Annotated in this window: 16 protein-coding genes; 2 read left to right on the top strand and 14 right to left on the bottom strand. The window is 64.5% G+C overall.

Translation table 11 applies throughout. From position 1 onward, the window contains the following. Positions 1-9: 9 nt before the first annotated feature. The 14 genes from DN388_RS20495 to DN388_RS20430 form a co-directional block, all read right to left on the bottom strand. Positions 10-3702, bottom strand: coding sequence for a tubulin-like doman-containing protein (locus tag DN388_RS20495; RefSeq protein WP_054916014.1), 3693 nt, complete (start codon positions 3700-3702; stop codon positions 10-12). Positions 3703-3812: 110 nt separating this feature from the next. After that, a complete protein-coding gene (locus DN388_RS20490) occupies positions 3813-4217 on the bottom strand; it encodes a hypothetical protein (protein ID WP_255001983.1) in 405 nt (134 codons plus the stop codon). A gap of 15 nt (positions 4218-4232) precedes the next feature. After that, on the bottom strand, positions 4233-5708 hold the full coding sequence (locus tag DN388_RS20485; protein ID WP_043862324.1) for a hypothetical protein: 1476 nt from the start codon (positions 5706-5708) through the stop codon (positions 4233-4235). Beyond that, on the bottom strand, positions 5696-7147 hold the full coding sequence (locus DN388_RS20480) for a hypothetical protein (RefSeq protein ID WP_058542006.1): 1452 nt from the start codon (positions 7145-7147) through the stop codon (positions 5696-5698). The genes DN388_RS20485 and DN388_RS20480 overlap by 13 nt, the downstream gene beginning before the upstream one ends. Positions 7148-7331: 184 nt before the next feature. Beyond that, positions 7332-9287 (bottom strand): DUF4105 domain-containing protein, encoded by a 1956-nt coding sequence (locus DN388_RS20475; RefSeq protein ID WP_255001982.1) that lies wholly within the window; start codon positions 9285-9287, stop codon positions 7332-7334. Further along, positions 9284-9604 (bottom strand): DUF2388 domain-containing protein, encoded by a 321-nt coding sequence (locus DN388_RS20470; protein ID WP_043862327.1) that lies wholly within the window; start codon positions 9602-9604, stop codon positions 9284-9286. The genes DN388_RS20475 and DN388_RS20470 overlap by 4 nt, the downstream gene beginning before the upstream one ends. Positions 9605-9631: 27 nt before the next feature. Further along, the gene (locus DN388_RS20465) at positions 9632-9925 is read right to left on the bottom strand and encodes a DUF2388 domain-containing protein (RefSeq protein ID WP_054916009.1); all 294 of its coding nucleotides are present in this window, start codon (positions 9923-9925) and stop codon (positions 9632-9634) included. Positions 9926-10039: 114 nt separating this feature from the next. Then, entirely contained in the window at positions 10040-10357 is a 318-nt protein-coding gene (locus DN388_RS20460; protein WP_043862329.1) for a DUF2388 domain-containing protein, read from the bottom strand. Positions 10358-10595: 238 nt separating this feature from the next. Continuing rightward, positions 10596-10811, bottom strand: a complete 216-nt coding sequence (locus DN388_RS20455; RefSeq protein WP_043862330.1) for a DUF1127 domain-containing protein — start codon at positions 10809-10811, stop codon at positions 10596-10598. A gap of 319 nt (positions 10812-11130) precedes the next feature. Next, complete coding sequence (locus tag DN388_RS20450; protein ID WP_043862331.1) at positions 11131-12624, bottom strand: acetyl-CoA hydrolase/transferase family protein; 1494 nt, start codon at positions 12622-12624, stop codon at positions 11131-11133. Positions 12625-12802: 178 nt separating this feature from the next. After that, positions 12803-14239, bottom strand: a complete 1437-nt coding sequence (locus DN388_RS20445; protein WP_043862332.1) for an NAD(P)(+) transhydrogenase (Re/Si-specific) subunit beta — start codon at positions 14237-14239, stop codon at positions 12803-12805. A 2-nt stretch (positions 14240-14241) separates the two neighbouring features. Continuing rightward, positions 14242-14559: an NAD(P) transhydrogenase subunit alpha gene (locus DN388_RS20440; protein ID WP_043862333.1), complete on the bottom strand. Its 318-nt coding sequence runs from the start codon at positions 14557-14559 to the stop codon at positions 14242-14244. 11 nt (positions 14560-14570) lie between these two features. Further along, positions 14571-15692 (bottom strand): Re/Si-specific NAD(P)(+) transhydrogenase subunit alpha, encoded by a 1122-nt coding sequence (locus DN388_RS20435; RefSeq protein WP_255001979.1) that lies wholly within the window; start codon positions 15690-15692, stop codon positions 14571-14573. 409 nt (positions 15693-16101) lie between these two features. Beyond that, positions 16102-17028 (bottom strand): LysR family transcriptional regulator, encoded by a 927-nt coding sequence (locus tag DN388_RS20430; protein WP_054916008.1) that lies wholly within the window; start codon positions 17026-17028, stop codon positions 16102-16104. A 152-nt stretch (positions 17029-17180) separates the two neighbouring features. Between DN388_RS20430 and DN388_RS20425 the strand changes: the two genes are divergently transcribed. Next, the gene (locus DN388_RS20425; RefSeq protein ID WP_054916007.1) at positions 17181-18362 is read left to right on the top strand and encodes an acyl-CoA dehydrogenase; all 1182 of its coding nucleotides are present in this window, start codon (positions 17181-17183) and stop codon (positions 18360-18362) included. A 14-nt stretch (positions 18363-18376) separates the two neighbouring features. Then, the gene (locus DN388_RS20420) at positions 18377-19597 is read left to right on the top strand and encodes a CaiB/BaiF CoA-transferase family protein (protein ID WP_043862337.1); all 1221 of its coding nucleotides are present in this window, start codon (positions 18377-18379) and stop codon (positions 19595-19597) included. Positions 19598-19657 lie beyond the last annotated feature (60 nt).

Raw genomic sequence — 19657 nt, 5'->3', positions numbered from 1 at the left:
GGGCCTTCCTCAGTTCACAGGCGGTGGCGCCATCGGCGCAACGGGCGGTGGGGTACCGACAGGCGGCGCTGCGGCGGGCGTCGGGGCGAACAGGTGGGCCAGCTCGGCGATCTGCCCGGCGCCCAGCCAGGCGGCCATGCCTTCGCGCCACAACAGGCTGTCGCGGGTCACCTGGCCGGTCTGCACGTACTGCTGCAGCTGGCTGGTGGTGTACGGGCCATAGTTGGTGCCGGCCACGCTCAGGTGGTAGCTGTACTGCGGTGCGGCCACCGGCGGCGGCACCATGCCGGCTGCGCCTGGTGGCGGCGGTGGCGCCATGCCCGGCATGGGGGCGGCAACTGGCGCTGTGCTGGCGGCCGGCTGGAACAGGCTGTCGAGCCAGCCGCTGGTGAAGAAGTCCTTGAGCAGGGTGCGCTTCTCGCTGTGCTCGTCGTGCACTTCGTCGCGGTACACATCGGCGCGCGAGCCGCTGACCGGCTCGGTGAACTGCTGCAGCAACGCGCGCGCCTGCTCGACAAGGCGCTCGGCGTTGTCCGGGGCCTGGCGCTTGAGGCGGTTGTCGTACTCGTTTTTCAGCAACTCGGCGATCTTGTACGGGAAGGTCTGGTACAGCGACGACACGCCGATTTCGTCCTGGCGCATCTGCGGCTTGTAGGCGCCGCGGCGCAGGTCTTCGAACAGCGCGACCATGGCTGCCAGTTGCTGCGGGCTGCGCAGTTGCTCGTAGCGTTGGCGCAGCTGGTCTTCGATGTCCTTGCGCTGCAGCTGGTTCAGGCCGTTCTGGCGGATCGCGAACTCGTCACCGACGCTGAAGTAGTCCTGGTCGATCATCAGTTCGTAGCGTTCCGACGGGTTGCGGCGCAGTACCCCCATCACGACCGCGTGCAGGTACAGCTTGAAGTCCTCGGCGAACTGGCGGTACTGCTCCTGGGTGAACTGGATCGGCTGCACGAACTGGCTGATGCGCTTGTGGCTGTGCAGCGGGATGGTGGTGCTTTCCTTGCGGTAGCTGGCCAGGTAGGTCGGCAGCGGGGTCAGCGCCGGCAGAGGGAAGCCGCTGAGCTCGGTAAAGCAGATCAGCTTGCCCGGGGTGCCCGACTCGACGAACTGGATCTGCCCGGCGGTCATGCCGGTGCCCTGTGGCAGGCACTGGCCGAGCATGGCGCCATAGGTGCGCTTGAACTCATTGGCGTCCTGCACGCCGACCAGGCAGGTGTAGCGGTCCTTGCCGATGCCGAAGCCGCCGGTGAGGTTGAGCGGGGTCCACGGCATGGCACGTTGCAGCAACTGGCGGAACTTCTCGCGCTGCTCGTCCGGGGTCAGCGCGGCCAGCGCACTGAGCAGCGGGTCGGTGCCCTGGGTCTGGCGCGGCAGTTGCTGTACGGCCTTGGCGCGCAGCTTGGACAGCAGCTCTTCCTGGCCCTCCTCGTCCTGCAGCTTGCCGAACAGGGTCTTGGAGCCGCCGAAGTCCTTGAATGCGTCCTTGGCCCACTCGCGCACCTGGGCGCCGTCCACCGGTTGCTCTTCGCTGTTCTGCACCAGCGCCAGGGGGATCAGCGTGGCGTGTTTTTCCTTGATGCTGGCGTCGATCTTGCTGATGTCGGTCTCGATCCGGCGCAGCAGCTGGTCGACTGCGTTGCGCCCGTCCTGCAGGCGACCGACGAAGCCGTTCCACACCGCGCGACCGCTCTGGTCCACCGACTCCTTGCGGCCCAGCCAGTCGGACAGCTCGCGCAGCAACTGGGCCGCCTCGCGAGCGGCCACATGGCGCACGTAGAACAACAGGCTGTCGCGCAGGGTGTCCTTGACCTGGGTGAGCACGGTCTCGGCCTGCTTGTCCTTGCCGCTGAGACGGGCCATCAGGCCGCCGCCGGTGGTCTCCTTGAGGCGCTCGAATTCGCGGGCCAGCTCCGAGGACTCCAGCTTCTCGGCCAGTTCCTTGAAGCGTGCGGCGTTCTTTTCCAGCGCCGGGATGATGCCGCTGCCTTCGTTTTCCAGGCGGTCCTTGAGCATCTCGACCAGGGCCAGGGTGTAGTCCAGGCCACCGCGCTCATCGTCGTCCAGGCGACGGAAGAGTTTTTCCGGCAGGGCGTCTTCGCGCACCAGCTCGGCCAGGCGGCGCTGGCGGTTTTCCTTGATGCGCACCTCATGGTTGCGCTCGGCACTGTCGATGTTGCTGCCCTTGGTGTCGCGTTCCAGCTGCTGCTGGATCTCGCGCACATGGGTCAGCCATTGGTCCTTGTCGGCGCCGCCGCTGTGCAGGCGTTCGAACAACGCTTCGACCTTCTGCTCGATCTGGGCGGTGATGCTGTTGTCGCCTTCCACCAGCAGCAGGTCGTCGGCGATCTGGTAGTGGGTGAACTCGCCGGTGGCCAGGGTCAGCTCGACCTTGGACAGGAAGTCCGGCAGTTCGGTGAAGGTACGCGGGGTGACGTTCAGCTGCTCGCGCAGGAAGTCGTCACGCTCGCGGTCGGTAGGACGGTTGTCGTTGGCCGAGGCGTTGGCGATGCCGAAGAACGCCTTGAGCATCTGCTGTACCTGACGGCTCAGGCGCACGTTCTGGCGCGCGTCGATCTGGGTGTCGAGCACGGCCTGGCCGAGCGAGGAGTACGAGCACGGGAAGCGCAGCTCGGTGTCGTCGCCGTAGTCCTGGGGCAGGCGCACAGTGTAGGAGCGGATCTTGTGCTGGTTCTGGTTGACCGCGATCGAACGCTTCTTGTTGGCGAAGTCCTGCGAGGTGAAGTCGGTGAACAGCACGTCCGAGAGCATCTCGTAGACGTCTTCCTGGTCGCTGGTCTTGGCCTGGGCGACGTTGCTGTTGTCGATGATGTAGACGTCATCGTACGGGCGGTTGTCGATGAACAGGTTGTCGGTGGCGTCCCAGTGCTTGACCAGACGGTTGCCGCGCATGCTGGTTTCCAGCTCCATCAGCGCCGCATAGCCGTTGGCCTGCACGCGCTCGGTGTTGTAGGCATGGAAGCCGCCGGGCAACACGAAGAACAGGTCGACCTTGCCGGCGATGTTGTGTTCCTTGAGGATCGCCTTGGCCAGGTAGCCCATGTCCAGGAACGAACCGGACCCGGTGCCGCCGGCCGCCGAGCCGCTGATGACGATGCGGATCTTGCCGGGGTCGATTTCCAGGCCGAGCTTCTTGAGCTTGTCGGCGTTGCCGCCGATGTTGGCCAGCAGGCGCCCGACCTTGTCGCGCAGCTTGTCGCGGATCACCGGGTACTTGTCGTAGAAGTACAGGCGCGACAGCGCACGGATCTGCCCGGCGCCCTTGGAGGGGTCGATGCCCAGGGCGCGGATCTTGTCCGGGGTCAGCGGGAACCATTCGGCCACTTCACGGTGGCGGTTGAGCTCGTCCATCGAGTGGGTGTACTTGCTCAGGTTGAGCGGCTCGATGATCTTCTCTTCGGAGGTAAAGGCCACTTGCTCGGCCAGCACGTCGGTCTTGATCGACTTGCCGTCCTGGGTGACTTCGCCAGCATCCAGGTCGAAGTTGATGAACTGCACCAGGGGGAAGTCGGCAATCTGCTGCACCTGGTTGTTGCCGCCCCAGATGGCATTGAGAATGCGCCGGCGCAGGCGAATGTTGACCTTCATGCCGGTACCGCCCAGGGCGATGAACAGCGTCGGGTGGATCTTCTCGCTGACCATGTTCAGCGCTGCCGGGCCGGAAGGTTGTGCATTCTCGTTCATCTGAAACTCCATGAGCCCTGGCTGGGCTGGCCGAGTCGGGTCGGCGGGCTAAATCCGTGGATCAAATTGAAGCGTCAGGCCAGGCCTGACGCGGGCAGTGCAGGCCGGGCTCAGCGCTTGGCCGAGAAGGTCATCAGCCAGGCCACCAGCGAAATGCCGGCCACGCCAGCCAGTGGCGCAAGGTACAGCGGGGTGAGGAACTGACCGGAGTTGATCACCGCCAGCACGGCCATGGCCGACACCAGCAGCAGGCCCAGGAACAGGAACCAGCCCGAGGCGTTGGCGCGGCTGGGGGCCACGCGCTCGCGCACGCGCCAGTTGGCGTAGGCGTTCTTGATCACGAAGAAGATCAGCGCCAGTACCACCAGTACGGCCACGCCGATCAGGGCGTCACGGCTGTCGACCTTTTTCGGGCCCAGGTCCATCAGCGGCGCCGGAGCGCTCAGGGTGGAGGTGGTGGTGGCCGGTGCGGCGTCGTTTTCTACGGGGGCTGGCAGGGAGCTGGTCTGGGTCATGATCGGGGTCCTGGGTTATTTGAGGCGCACGGCGACGTCGGCGGCGAGTTTTTCGAGGGTGGCGCCGAACAGGCCGCGCTTTACGGTCGCGACCTTGTTCTGCCGGGCGTCATAGACGCTGGCGCTGCTGAACGGCTTGAGCGGGTACTGCTGGGCGATGCCTTCGACCATCACCGTGACCGGCTTCTTGCCGCCGATCAGGGCCTTGGCCAGCAACAGGCCGATCAACGCCAGCACCAGCAGGGCCAGCAGCAACAGCACCGGGCCCAGCGGGTAGCTGATCTGCAGCACGATCGGCAGGCGGGTGGCCGAAGCGCTGGCTTCGCTGGACGGCAGGAACACATCGGGCAGTGCATCGTTGGGGAACAGCTCGTTCATGCGCTCGATGAACTGCTGGGAAATCTGCAGTTGCTGCTCGCTCAGGCGCACTTCGATGGCCCCGGCACGCTGGTAGCCGCTGGACAGCAGCACTTCGCTGGACCACTGCGACGGCAGCGGCGGCAGTTGCAGGCTGATCGACAGCTCGTCGGAGCGGGCGCCGGGTTCGAGGTTCTCGATGCGGTCCATCGAGATCGCCGACTGCAGGGCTTCGCCGGGCATGTCCAGGCTCATCGCGACCTTGGCCGAGTGGATCTGGTAGGGGTTGAACTGGTTCTCGAAGCGGCCCAGCAACACCGCGGTCTTGGGCGAGCCGTCGACGTTGATGTTGAGCACCACGGTCTGCTGGTCGGGGGCCAGCTCTGCACTGACGTCGGGGGTGTCCTTGACGCCGGTCGGGATGAAGCGCACGGCGGCCTGGGTCAGCGGCTTGAGGCGTACACGCGCGTCGTTCAGCAGTTTGGCCAGGGCCGGCTGGGCCAGCACCTGTTCCAGCGCGGCACCGGCATTGGCGCCGTAGGCCAGGGCGTAGATCATCAGGCCGTTGGCTTCGAAGTTGCTGCTCTTGACCGGCATCTTCTGCGGGAAGGCGGCGATGCGGCTGATCACGTCTTCCTTGTGCAGCAGGTCGTAGAACTCGCGGTTCTTGAGCTGGGTCTCGCTGCTGTTATTGGGGCTGTTCTTGTTGTTGGTGACGATCCAGATGATGCCTTCGCGCCCTTCCAGGCCGGTCTTGATCGCGGCCAGCAGGGCTTCCTTGAAGTCGGTGTCGGCATAGGCGCCACTGGCCTTGCGTGCCAGGGCCAGTGCATTGACGCTGTCACCGAGCTTGGCGTGGGTGCCGGGGCCGCGGTAGGTCCATTGCGGCGAGGGGTGGCTGCTGTCGGCCTGGTTGAAGGCGCCGATCACCACTTCGCCGTTGCCGGCGGCGGTGGCGGCCAGTTGCGTGATCAGCGGTTTGAAGCCCGAAGCCGGGTCGAGGTAGAACGGCTCCATCCAGCCGGAGTTCTGTACCAGAAACACCTGGCGCAGCGGTTGCGCCTGGGCGCTCAGGCACACCAGGCTCAGGGCCAGCAGCAGGCCACGGCGCAGCAGGCGGTTCATGCGTTCCATCGGTAGAGCGCTCCAGTCGAATCGATGTACAGCCACAGGGCGTTGTCGTGGAAGAACCACTGGGCGTTCCAGGGTTGGGCCACTTTGAGGGTGATGCTCAAGGGCGGCTGGCCCACACGTTCCAGGCAGAACTGGCTGTCGATGGCCTGGTCGTTGCCGAAGAACTGTTGCAGGCTCGACGGCCACTCGACGCGCACCGACAGCAGGTACTGGCTGTCGATGAACTCGATGAAGGGGTAGACCACTTCGCGCCGGGTGGGGGTGTTGTCGACGTCGTGCTCGCCCCAGGGCGCATCCAGGCGCACGTTGAACATGTAGTTCAGGTGGCCGGTGCTCAGGCGCGAGCCTTTGACTTCCTTGCGTTCGTCCGAGTCCAGGCGCAGGCAGTACTGCTCGCTGCCCTCGAACAGCTGCTGCCAGATGCCGTAGCCGTTGACGAACGGCGGGCCGTATTCGGGGCGGGCCTGGGCACCGGCGGGCCAGCTCAGCCACTGGGCGTCCAGCTGGGCGCCGAGCTTGACGCTGAGGTAGCCGTGGGCGCCGATCCACAGCAGGCGCCGCGAGGCCGGGTCGCGCAGTGGCGCGGACAGGCCCTGCAGGTGCGCCGGGTTGGCGTGGGCGATGGGGTGCAGGGTCCACTGTTCATTGTGGCGTGCCACCAGGCTGAAGCTGCCGTCGGGCATCTGCTGCGGGATCAGTACCTGGTCGTCGAGATCGCCGGGGGCGGCGATGGCACGGCCCGGGCAGCGGTCGACATGGTAGCGGCCATCGAGCGGGTCGACCCGCACCTCGGTGGCACCCTCGTCACAGGCCAGCAGCAGGCGTTGCTGTTCGCCCACCTCGCGCAGGCTCACGCCCCACGCCCAGCTGGGCAGGCTGCAACGGCCGATCGGGGTGCTGTGCGGCAACAGCGCCGCCCACTCCTGGGCCTGGCGCTGCCAGCGGAACAGGCTGCCGTCGCGGGCCAGCGCAAACAGCGCCTCGCGATGACCGCCCAGGTTGGCGACGAGAAAATTCAAGCCGTTCTTGCGTGGCAGCTGGTCGTACTTGTGCGCGGTGTTCAGGCTGCGCGGGGTGGCGCCGTCCAGCTTGCGGTACAACGCGGCGAGGGTGTGCTCGGCACCGTCGAGCCGGCAACTGCCCTCCACCACCCGGCGTCCGCTACCGTTGCCATAGGGCGGCAACCAGCGTTGCTGGCGGTCGAAGCGCACGGGTGTGAGGGCTGTACCGGTCTGCGGGCAATGGCGGAAGCTGGCCGGCAGCCAGCCCTGCGCACCGGGCGCCTGCTGCGCACCGACGAGAAAGTCCAGGTCGGGCTGCGCGTCTTCCAGCGCCTTGCCGGCGACGTGGGTCAGGGAGAACCTGCCATGGGCATCCTGCAACCAGCGTTGCCCATCCAGCGACCACTCGTACTCGCGGTCGTCTCCGACTACGTCCATATAATCCCACCATGCCAACGGTCGTCCGTGCGCGGCAGTGCCTGCTTGAGGTCAGGCCGTCACGTCGAAAGAAAGAGGTTCTGCGAAATGTCCCGGCGCCTTTCGGCGGGGCGCAATGGCAGCCAAATGCCATTTTTCAAGCGGCGAAATAGTGGCACAGGCAGTTACAAAGTCAACTACCGACTCAGGGCAATTGCAGCCCGCCAGCGGCCTTGTGCAATGCGCGCAGGTGTTCGCCGAGCTGCTTGAGGTTGGCTTCGACGGCGGCGATTTCGGCGGCGCGCTCGGGGCCGAGCAAGGCGCGTACTTCCTTGTCCAGGTCGCCGGTCAGGCGCTGCAGTTGCTGCTGGCGCTGGCTGCTGGCCTGCTCCAGCTGCTGGCGTTCGCTGGCCTGGGGCAGCCCGTAGCCGCTGCCGCTCAGCAGTTCGGCCGGTTTGCTGAGAAAGCCGCTGTTGGCAAGGATCTGCTGCAGGGTGCTGTTGGCCTGGGCCACGTTGGTGTCGTTGAGCTCGCGACCGCTGAGGTAGCGCTGCTTGACCTCGTCCTGGGCCAGCAGCAACTGGCGGCGCAGGCCGGCCTGTTCCAGCAGCAACAAGGCCGCGCTGGTGCGCAGGTCGGCCTGGGCGAACCATTGCTGGCGCTGGGCGGGTGGCTGTTCGAGCCAGGCCTCGACGCTGGCCTGCGGCACCGGCAGGTGCTGCTTGAGCACCTGGAACATGGCCTGGTAGCGGTCGCGGTAGGAGTCGAAGCGGTAGCCCAGGCGCAAGGCTTCGCGCGGGTCGTCGAGCACGCTCATGTCGGCCAGGCCACGACCCTGCAGCACCTCGAGCAGGCCATTGGGCATGATGCTGTCGAGCCCGGCCAGGCGCGGGTTGCCGGTGCCGCTGCGCAGCAGCTTGAGGGTTTCGACCGCGCAGTTGTTCGACAGGAAGTAATAGTGGCCGTCGTAGTTCCAGTGCATCTCGGCGGCCTGGCGCACCAGGTCTTCGATTTCGTCCCGGTCGAGCTTGAGCGGGATCGAAGCCAGGCTGCGCAGTTCGGTCTTGGTGTACTCGTCGATCACCTGTGCCAGTGGCAGCACGAACAGGCGCGAGGGGTAGGCGCCGGTCAGGCCGTCCCAGCTCGATAGCTGCACGTCGTTGACGAAGGCACGGTACGAGAGCACCAGGTGCTGGTCCAGGTCCAGGCGGCAGTCCGGACCGCGTGGGCGCCCCGGCGCGCAGATCACCAGGCGCAGCATGCTGTGGCCCCAGCGGCTGACCCAGTTCTGGTTGGCTTCGGCCAGCAGGAAGTCCACGGCGTACACGCGTTCGGGGTCGACCTGGCCCAGCGGCTGCTTGTCGAAGTCGTTGCCGGCGTTGAGGAACGGCAGCCCCGGCGCGCACTCGGCAACGGCAGGCGCCCAGTCGAAATGCTCGCGCAGGTACTTGTAGAGGGCCGGGCGGCGACAGGCGTAGCTCGGGTCGAGGAGGAAGTACTCCATGTTGACCGCGATGAATTCCTTGGGGCTGCTCAGCTCGTAGCTGTCCGGGGTGCGTGCGATCTGGCGGTTGTGCTGTTCGCGCTCGCCACGCCGGCCCACGTATTGCGGCCAGCCGGCGAGGTCGAGCAGGCGCGGGTCGTCGCTGAGGGTGAAGCGGCGTTCGGTCTGGCCGCGGCATTCATCGGGCAGCCCGACTTTGCCCAGGCTGGTGTTCTGGCGCACGCAGCGGCTGATCAGCCGGCGCTCGGGCGCTGGCCACAGGCGGGCGCGGTCATACAGGTGAGTGAGCTCGTGGAGAACGGTGGCCAGCAGCTCCTGGCGCACCGTGCCATGCGGCCGGCCGGTCTGCGCGGTGGCAGCGCTGCCATCGGTGAGGCCCGGCAGCAGGCGCCGGTTGAGCTCCAGGCTCGATACCAGCGACGCCTGGCCATAGGCGTCTTCGGGCATGCGGGTGGTCCAGGAGACGTCGACGCGGCGGTCCAGCTCAGCCTTCAAGCGTGGCGGCAGGGCCTGCAGGGCTTCGTCGAGCAATGCCTGGCTGGCCCGCTGCTGTTGCGGGTCGAGGCCGTCTGCCTGCAGGTGCAGTTGCAGGTCGGCCAGCGCAGGGGCGCCGAGCAGCGTCAGTACGCTGCCCAACAGCCAGGCAAGGGGTTTCACAGCGACAGGATGGCTTCGGCCAGCACCTGGTCGCTGGCGTCGCGTGCTTCGGGAACGCGCTGGCGCAGGGTATCGAAGGCAGCTTCCAGTTGCGCGCCACGGATATCGCCACGGCTGGCGACGAAGCTGGCGGCATCGTCACGGGCCTCGCGCACGACCTTGGAGTCGCGGATCGAGGTGGTGGTGTCGGAGGTGAAGTCGATCGAGCGGCCAAAGGCACGCACGATGATATTGCTGGTGGCCACCAGGGTTTGTGCCTGGACCACGTCGGCCAGCAGCATCAGGCCGAGGGTGGCGGCAATCAGCGGTTTACGCATGGAGCATCTCCGGAAAATCGGTTGTGATCATTGGACGAGAATTGCCTGCGCCAGTTCAAGGTCGCTGGCATGAAGTTCGGGGGTGTGCTGGCGCAGTGCGTTCAGGGCGGCTTCCAGCTGTGCGCCACGCAGGGCGCCGTCGCTGGCGACGAAGGCGGCGGCATCGTCGTGGGCGGCCAGGATCAGCTTGCGATCGAACGGGGCGGTGGTCACCTTGCTGGTGGCGTAGCCCGCAATCACAAGGCTTTGAGTGGTCAGGTCGAAGGCCTGGGCAGCAGTCGACGCGCAGAGTGCGAGCAGCAGCGGTAGCAAATAACGCATGAGGTCTGGTTGGCTGTGAAATCAGGCGGCAAGGCTATCCCAATGCGCGGGTGGGGACCAGCGCAGGGTACCCGGCTTTTACACGTTGTTACGTGTACCGGGCCCTTGCGCGGTTCAGATGGCCAGGATCGCCTGGGCCAGTTGGGCGTCGGAAGCCTGCAGGGTCGGGGCCTGCTGGCGGATGTGGGCGAAGGCGCTTTCCAGTTTCACACCGCGGATGGCGCCCTGGCTGGCGACGAAGCTGGCGGCGTCGTCACGGGCGGCGCGCACGATCTTGTCATCGCGCAGCGATGAGGAGGCATCGGAGGTCGCGTTGGTGGAGGCGGCAACGCCACGCACCACGGTATCGGTGGTGACCACGAAGCTGGATGCGTGGGCAGTGGAGGCCAGGGCCAGCAACATTGCGGCGCCAAGCAGGCGGGTACGGGACATGGTCGATCTCCTGAATATGGGCCCGGCTATTATGCAGCAGGTGGTGCAGCGGCGTCTGCTTCGCCGGCTCCTGCAGCGCAGCTGTACGATTGTACTAGTGGTATTTTGGTTTATAAAAACTGTACTGGTATTGGGTTCGAATGCTCTGGCACGGGCCTTTCAAACAAAAAACCCGTCAGCAGTCACCTGCGACGGGTTTTTGAATTCGGGGTGCCGGCGTTGGCCGGCGGGCCCTGCATCAACGCCAGAAAGGCTTGCTCAGCTCTTCGTAACGTTGTGCTTCGCTGATACCGGCATCAGCCAGCAGACGCGAGTCCAGGCGAGCCAGTTGGTGGCGGCTGGCGATGCGGCGTTGCCACAGCATCAGGTTGGCCAGCAGGCGCAGTGGCAGCGAACCCTGGGATTGTTGAGCGTTGTTTTCAAAAGCCAGATCGGAACTGAGTGTACGTTCCATGGTGTCATCCTTCCGCTTGTGGCGGCATTAGGTAGTGATTTAACTGATGCCAATGATCCTCCTGTGTCGTCCATAACAGTAGATACAGTTCACCTGCATTGTGATGGCCCAGTTAACTGTTTATGCAGACTGTTGCACTCGGATTGGACGCAACTGTACTGGTCCGCACTGAAATGGTGCAATTTAGGGTCAATGAGGGGATTTTGCGTAGGAAGGTACCGTCAAAACACCGGTACAGGAGAACAGTTTGTGTAACGGTTGAGCCGGGCAACTGTACAGCCGGTGCGCATTGCGCGCCACCGGCTGTACAGGGACGGCTTCAGCTGGCCAGCATGCGCCCGGTTTCTTCCAGGTTTTCATGCCACTGCAGGGCTTCGCGCAGGATGTGCGGGGTGTGCCCACCCTTTTCGCAGGCGCGGGTGAAGTAGTCGTTCAGTGCGTCGCGGTAGTCCGGGTGCACACAGTTGTCGATGATCACCCGGGCGCGCTCGCGCGGCGCCAGGCCACGCAGGTCGGCCAGGCCCTGCTCGGTGACGAGGATGTCCACGTCGTGCTCGGTGTGGTCCACATGGCTGACCATCGGTACCACGCTGGAGATCGCGCCGCCCTTGGCGATGGACTTGGTGACGAAGATGGCCAGGTGCGCGTTGCGCGCGAAGTCGCCCGAGCCACCGATGCCGTTCATCATGCGCGTGCCGCACACGTGGGTGGAGTTGACGTTGCCGTACAGGTCGAACTCCAGTGCGGTGTTGATGCCGATGATGCCCAGGCGCCGTACCACTTCAGGGTGGTTGGAGATTTCCTGCGGACGCAGCACCAGCTTGTCCTTGTAGCGCTCCAGGTTGCCGAACACGTCGGCGTTGCGACGGGTCGACAGGGTGATGGAACTGCCCGAGGCAAAGCTCAGCTTGCCGGCGTCGATCAGATCGAAGGTCGAGTCCTGCAGCACTTCGGAGTACATGGTCAGGTCTTCGAACGGCGAGTCGATCAGACCGCACATCACCGCGTTGGCGATGCTGCCGATGCCGGCCTGCAGTGGGCCGAGCTTGTTGGTCATGCGCCCGGCGTCGACTTCCTGCTTGAGGAAGTTGATCAGGTGGTTGGCGATACCCTGGGTTTCGTCGTCCGGCGGCAATACGGTGGACGGCGAGTCCGCCTGCTCGGTGATGACGATGCCGACGATCTTGGCCGGGTCGATCGGGATCGCGGTGCTGCCGATGCGGTCATCGACTTTCACCAGCGGGATCGGCGTGCGGGTCGGCCGGTAGGTCGGGATATAGATGTCATGCAGGCCTTCGAGGTTGGCGTTGTGCGCCATGTTGATCTCGACGATGACCTGCTTGGCGAAAATGGCGAAGCTGGCCGAGTTGCCCACGGAGGTGGTCGGCACGATGTGGCCGTCTTCGGTGATCGCGACCGCTTCGATGACCGCGATGTCCGGCAGCTTGAGCTGCTGGTTGCGCAGTTGCTCGACGGTTTCCGACAGGTGCTGGTCGATGAACATCACCTTGCCGTCGTTGATGGCCTTGCGCAGGGTGCTGTCGACCTGGAACGGCATGCGACGGGCCAGCACACCGGCTTCGGTCAGCTGCTTGTCGAGGTCGTTGCCCAGGCTGGCGCCGGTCATCAGGCTGATTTTCAGCGGCGACAGCTTGGCTCGCTCGGCCAGTGCGTGGGGCACGGCCTTGGCTTCGCCGGCACGGGTGAAACCGCTCATGCCGACGGTCATGCCGTCCTCGATCAAACCTGCGGCATCGGCCGCACTCATTACCTTGCTGTGCAAAGAGGACAAGCGAATACGATCACGGTACATGGATTATTATCTCGGGCTACTAAAGCTAGATGCGCAGTCTATTGATTTCGCCTGTCGGCGTCCCGCGACCAAGGTCGAATGCGAAGGCCTGAAGTAGAGCCTTCTGTCGGCTGGGCGGGCATGAAAAAGCCCCAGCCGGTACCGCGCTGGGGCTATTTGTCACAGCCTTTTCAAGGGCTTATTCCACGGCTTTGACCATGTCTTCGATGACCTTCTTGGCATCGCCGAACACCATCATGGTCTTGTCCAGGTAGAACAGTTCGTTGTCCAGGCCGGCATAGCCGCTGGCCATGGAGCGCTTGTTGACGATGATGGTCTTGGCCTTGAAGGCTTCGAGGATCGGCATGCCGGCAATCGGCGACTTGGGATCGTTCTTGGCCGCCGGGTTGACCACGTCGTTGGCACCGAGCACCAGTACCACGTCGGCCTGGCCGAACTCGGAGTTGATGTCGTCCATCTCGAACACCTGGTCGTAGGGCACTTCGGCCTCGGCCAGCAGCACGTTCATGTGCCCGGGCATGCGCCCCGCCACCGGGTGGATCGCGTACTTCACGGTCACGCCGTTGTGGGTGAGCTTTTCGGTCAGTTCCTTGAGCGCATGCTGCGCACGGGCCACCGCCAGGCCGTAGCCGGGCACGATGATCACGGTGTCGGCGTTGCTCAGCAGGAAGGTGGCGTCGTCGGCCGAACCGGATTTCACCGGGCGCGCCTCCTTGGCACCGGCCGGGCCGGCCGCTTCTGCAGCGCCGCCGAAGCCGCCGAGGATCACGTTGAAGAACGAACGGTTCATCGCCTTGCACATGATGTACGAGAGGATCGCGCCGCTCGAACCCACCAGCGAACCGGCAATGATCAGCATCGAGTTGTTCAGCGAGAAACCGATGCCCGCCGCTGCCCAGCCCGAATAGCTGTTGAGCATCGAGACCACCACCGGCATGTCGGCGCCGCCGATCGGGATGATGATCAGCACACCCATCACGAAGGCCAGGGCCAGCATCAGGGCGAAGGCGGTCAGGTTGCCGGTGAAGGTGAAGATCAGGCCCAGGGCGATGGTGGCCAGGCCCAGCACCAGGTTGAGCTTGTGCTGGCCGCTGAACTGTACCGGCGCGCCCTGGAACAGGCGGAACTTGTACTTGCCCGACAACTTGCCGAAGGCGATGACCGAACCCGAAAAGGTGATCGCACCAATGGCGGCGCCAAGGAACAGCTCCAGGCGGTTGCCGACCGGAATCGGGTCGCTGATGCTGGCCACGATGCCCAGCGACTGTGGCTCGACCACGGCCGCGATGGCGATGAACACGGCCGCCAGGCCGATCATGCTGTGCATGAAGGCGACCAGTTCCGGCATCTTGGTCATTTCGACGCGTTTGGCCATGATCGAGCCGGCAGTGCCGCCCACCAGCAGGCCGACGATCACGTAGCCGATGCCGTCGGTGGCCAGCTGCGCGCCCAGTTTGTAGATCAGGCCGACGGTGGTGATCACCGCCAGGGCCATGCCGAGCATGCCGAACAGGTTGCCGCGCCGCGAGGTGGTCGGGTGCGACAGGCCCTTGAGCGCCTGGATGAAGCACACCGAGGCGACAAGGTAGAGCAGGGTTACCAGGTTCATGCTCATGTTTACTTCTTCCCCTCAGCCTTCGCGGCCTTTTTCTTGAACATCTCCAGCATGCGCCGGGTGACGAGGAAACCGCCGAACACGTTGACCGCTGCCAGGGCCACCGCGAGGGTGCCCATGGTCTTGCCGAGCGGGGTCACGGTCAGCGCGGCGGCCAGCATGGCGCCGACGATGACGATGGCGGAGATGGCGTTGGTGACCGCCATCAGCGGGGTGTGCAGCGCCGGGGTCACGTTCCATACCACGTGGTAGCCCACATAGATGGCCAGCACGAAGATGATCAGGTTGTAGACGCCGTGAGAGATCAGCATGTCTTCCATTGTCTGGCTCCTTATCCGTTCTTGCGGATGACCTGGCCGTCGCGGCACATCAGGCACGCGGCGACGATGTCGTCTTCGAGGTTGATCGTGAGGGCGCCGTCCTTGTCGAACAGCAGTTTCATGAAGTCGAGCAGGTTGCGTGCATACAGGGCCGAGGCGTCCGCACCGACCTGTGCTGGCAGGTTGGTGGGGCCGACGATGGTCACGCCGTTCTCGATCACCACCTGGTCGGCCACGGTCAGCGGGCAGTTGCCGCCCTGTGCGGCGGCGAGGTCGATGACCACCGAGCCCGGCTTCATCTGCGCGACGGTTTCGGCGCTGAGCAGGGTCGGTGCCTTGCGCCCGGGGATCAGCGCGGTGGTGATGACGATGTCGGCCTGTCTGGCGCGTTCGTGCACGGCCTGGGCCTGACGCTGCATCCAGCTGGCGGGCATGGGCCGCGCGTAGCCGCCGACGCCTTCGGCGCACTCGCGTTCCTCATCGGTTTCATACGGCACGTCGATGAACTTGGCGCCGAGCGATTCGATCTGCTCCTTTACCGCCGGGCGCACGTCCGAGGCCTCGATCACCGCACCCAGGCGCTTGGCCGTGGCGATGGCCTGCAGGCCGGCCACACCGGCGCCCAGGATGAGCACGCGGGCAGCCTTAACGGTGCCTGCGGCAGTCATCAGCATCGGCATGAAGCGTGGGTAGTGATGCGCGGCCAGCAGCACGGCCTTGTAGCCGGCGATGTTGGCCTGCGATGACAGCACGTCGAGGCTCTGCGCGCGGGAGGTGCGCGGCGCGGCTTCGAGAGCGAAGGCGGTGATCCCGCGTTCGGCCATCCTGGCAATCACGTCATTGTTGAACGGGTTGAGCATGCCCACCAGAACGGTGCCGCTGTTGATCTGGCCCAGTTCGCTTTCGTTGGGCGCCACAACCTTGAGTACAAGCTGTGCGCCAAACGCATCGGCAGCGCTGCCGATGGTCGCGCCTGCTGCTTCATAGGCACTGTCGGGCACGCTGGCATTGACGCCCGCGCCACTTTGCACAGTGACCTGATGACCCTGGCCGATCAGTTTCTTGATGGTTTCGGGGGTGGCAGCGACACGTGTCTCGCCCGTCTGCGTTTCGAGAGGAACACCAATGTGCACGTCAATTTCTCCTGCGTGATCTTTTGTTGGTAAACCAGCGCACTGCGGATGGTGCGTCTGGGGCGGCCGATCAGCACGATCCCGCCCTGAATCCGGGCGGGGCGCGGCATTTTGCAGGCGATCCTGAATCGCTTCAACCGGTTCTGAAGGGTGACGAACGATAAACTACAAGTCACCCTGTGACCGAATGTCGCAATAAACGGCCTGAAGCCCGCGAACCGTGGGCTTCAGGGACATTACGCAAAATTTGAAATTTTTTCAGACAAATTTCGCGAAAGCGCATTTGTGCACAGGCTTTATGTCGCGAAGGCCCCGTAAACAGCAGGGTTAAGGGGTGTTTTGGCGTGCACCGGAACAGTCTGCTCATTTGCGACATTTTCGTATATCTGTAGGGCTCGATATTTGCTGACTACGGGGTCAACAAACCGCTCTGATCCTTGTGCTGCGCGGCATAGCGCTGGGCCTCGGCTACCAGCCAGTCGCGAAAAGCACGCAGCGAGGCGGATTCCACCTTGCGCTCCGGGATCATCAGGTAGTACGCCTTGATGCTCGACAGCGCATGCGGGTTGGCAATCACCAACCTGCCCTCCCCCAGTTCATGCTGGATGAGAAAGGGGGGGATCAACGCCACGCCCATCTCGTGCATGGCGGCCTGGGCCAACATCGAGAATAGCTCATAGCGCGGGCCGGTCATGTCGCGGGCCACGTTCATTTCCAGGCTGTTGAACCACTGGCGCCAGGCATAGGGTCGGGTGGTCTGCTGCAGCAGCGGCAGTTGCGCGAGGTCCTCGGCGCTAAGGCTAGCCTGCCCTGCCAGCAAGGCCGGGCTGCACACCGGCACGGGGTTCTCGCCCATCAGGCGGTGGGACTGGGTACCCGACCAGTCGGCGTCGCCAAAATAGATGGCGGCGTCGAAGTGGGTGTCGGCGAAAAGGAACGGACGGGTGCGGTTGGTCAGGTTGACGGTGACTTCGGGGTGCAGGCGCTGAAAGTCCTTCAGTCGCGGCAGCAGCCATTGCGTGCCGAAGGTCGGTACCAGGGCCAGTTCGATCACGTTGGCGCCCTGCTGGCCCATCACCGACAGGGTATCGCGCTCCACCGCGTCCAGCTGGGTGGCGACGCGGCGGCTATAGGACAGGCCGGCTTCGGTGAGCTTCACGCCACGGCGCGAGCGGCGAAACAGCTCCACATTCAGAAACTCCTCCAGCCCGCCCACCTGTCGGCACACCGCGCCTTGGGTCAGGGAGAGCTCCTGGGCCGCCTTGGTAAAGCTTTCGTGGCGGGCTGCAGCCTCGAAGCACACCAGGGCCGTGGTGCTGGGGATCTTGCGCCGCATATACGTCAACCTCACTAATCAGTCGTAAAAATGGCCGTTGGTGCCGTTACGAAGTGAGAAATTATCACAAGACTATGCGCAATCCTCGTTTGTCGCCACGCCCGTTACGGCCTAGGATCAACCCACGACAAAACGTTTCCGAGGATTCGCACATGGCTGGCAAGGCAAGCTTCAACTGGATCGACCCGCTGCTGCTCGATCAGCAGCTCACCGAAGAAGAGCGCATGGTGCGTGACAGCGCGTTCCACTTCGCCCAGGACAAGCTCGCCCCGCGTGTGCTCGAAGCCTTCCGCCATGAGCAGACCGACCCGGCGATCTTCCGTGAAATGGGCGAGGTTGGCCTGCTGGGTGCGACCATCCCCGAGCAGTACGGTGGCAGCGGCCTCAACTATGTGTGCTACGGCCTGATTGCCCGTGAAGTGGAGCGTATCGACTCCGGCTATCGCTCGATGATGAGCGTGCAGTCTTCGCTGGTGATGGTGCCGATCAACGAATTCGGTACCGAGGCGCAGAAGCAGAAGTACCTGCCCAAGCTGGCCAGCGGCGAGTGGATTGGCTGCTTCGGTCTCACCGAACCCAACCATGGCTCCGACCCGGGCTCGATGATCACCCGCGCCAGGAGCGTCGACGGTGGCTATCGCCTGAGCGGCAGCAAGATGTGGATCACCAACAGCCCGATCGCTGACGTGTTCGTGGTGTGGGCCAAGGACGATGCGGGCGACATTCGTGGCTTCGTGCTGGAGAAAGGCTGGGAAGGCCTGAGTGCCCCGGCGATTCACGGCAAGGTCGGCCTGCGTGCCTCGATCACCGGCGAGATCGTGATGGACAACGTGTTCGTGCCTGAAGAAAACATCTTCCCGGATGTACGTGGCCTGAAGGGCCCGTTCACCTGTCTCAACTCGGCGCGCTACGGCATCTCCTGGGGCGCCCTGGGTGCAGCGGAAGCCTGCTGGCACACCGCGCGCCAATACACCTTGGACCGTCAGCAGTTCGGCCGCCCATTGGCCGCCAACCAGCTGATCCAGAAGAAGCTGGCCGACATGCAGACCGAGATCACCCTGGCCCTGCAAGGTTGCCTGCGCCTGGGCCGCATGAAGGATGAAGGCACTGCTGCGGTCGAGATCACCTCGATCATGAAGCGCAACTCCTGCGGCAAGGCGCTGGACATCGCCCGCCTGGCCCGCGACATGCTGGGCGGCAATGGTATCTCCGACGAGTTCGGCGTGGCCCGCCACCTGGTCAACCTCGAGGTGGTCAACACCTATGAAGGTACCCATGACGTGCACGCGCTGATTCTGGGGCGTGCGCAAACCGGTCTGCAGGCTTTCTATTAATAAGGAGCCAGCCCATGGGCGCGCTATCTCATCTGCGGGTGCTGGATCTGTCGCGAGTGCTGGCCGGACCGTGGTCCGGACAGATCCTCGCGGACCTGGGGGCCGAGGTGATCAAGGTCGAGCGTCCCGGGGCGGGCGACGACACGCGCGCCTGGGGCCCGCCGTTTCTCAAGGACGCCTATGGCGAGAACACCAGTGAGGCGGCCTACTACCTTTCGGCCAACCGCAACAAGCAGTCGGTCACCATCGACTTCACCCAGCCCGAAGGCCAGCAACTGGTACGTGAGCTGGCGGCCAAGTCCGACATCCTGATCGAGAACTTCAAGGTTGGCGGGCTGGCGGCCTACGGGCTGGACTACGAAAGCCTGCGGGCGATCAACCCGCGGCTTATCTATTGCTCGATCACCGGCTTCGGCCAGACCGGACCCTACGCCAAGCGTGCCGGTTATGACTTCATGATCCAGGGCCTGGGTGGCCTGATGAGCCTTACCGGCCGCCCGGAGGGTGAGGACGGTGCGGGGCCGGTGAAGGTCGGGGTGGCGTTGACCGATATTCTCACCGGGCTGTATTCGACGGTGGCGATATTGGCCGCCCTCGCCCACCGGGATCACGATGGCGGCGGGCAACACATCGACATGGCGTTGCTGGATGTGCAGGTGGCTTGCCTGGCCAACCAGGCGATGAACTACCTGACCACGGGTGTTGCGCCGCGTCGCCTGGGCAATGCGCACCCGAACATCGTGCCTTACCAGGATTTTCCTACCGCCGATGGCGACTTCATCCTGACCGTGGGTAACGACGGGCAGTTTCGCAAGTTCGCCGAGGTGGCCGGCCAGCCGCAGTGGGCGGATGACCCACGGTTTGCCACTAATAAACTGCGTGTTGCCAACCGCGCCGAGCTGATCCCGCTGATTCGCCAGGCCACGGTGTTCAAGACTACCGCCGAGTGGGTCAGCCAGCTGGAGCAGGCGGGTGTACCGTGCGGGCCGATCAACGACCTGGCGCAGATGTTCCAGGACCCTCAGGTGCAGGCGCGTGGCCTGGCCATAGAGATTCCTCACCCGTTGGCCGGCAGCGTGCCGCAGGTGGCCAGCCCTATTCGTTTGTCCGAGACGCCGGTGGAGTACCGCAATGCGCCGCCGCTGCTGGGGGAGCATACCGAACAGGTGCTGATGCAGGTGCTGGGGCTGAAGGGTGACGAGGTGCAACGCCTGCGTGGCGCGGGCGTGCTGTAGGCGCCCTCTCCTATCTATCTAGAGGGTGGCTAGGGCTGATTTGATAAAGTTTCAAATTAG

It is taken from the genome of Pseudomonas sp. S12(2018), from assembly GCF_024355235.1.
GTDB classification, from domain to species: domain Bacteria; phylum Pseudomonadota; class Gammaproteobacteria; order Pseudomonadales; family Pseudomonadaceae; genus Aquipseudomonas; species Aquipseudomonas palmensis.
The sequence above is the reverse complement of the archived record's forward strand: the minus strand, read 5'-3'. Positions and strand labels throughout refer to the sequence as shown.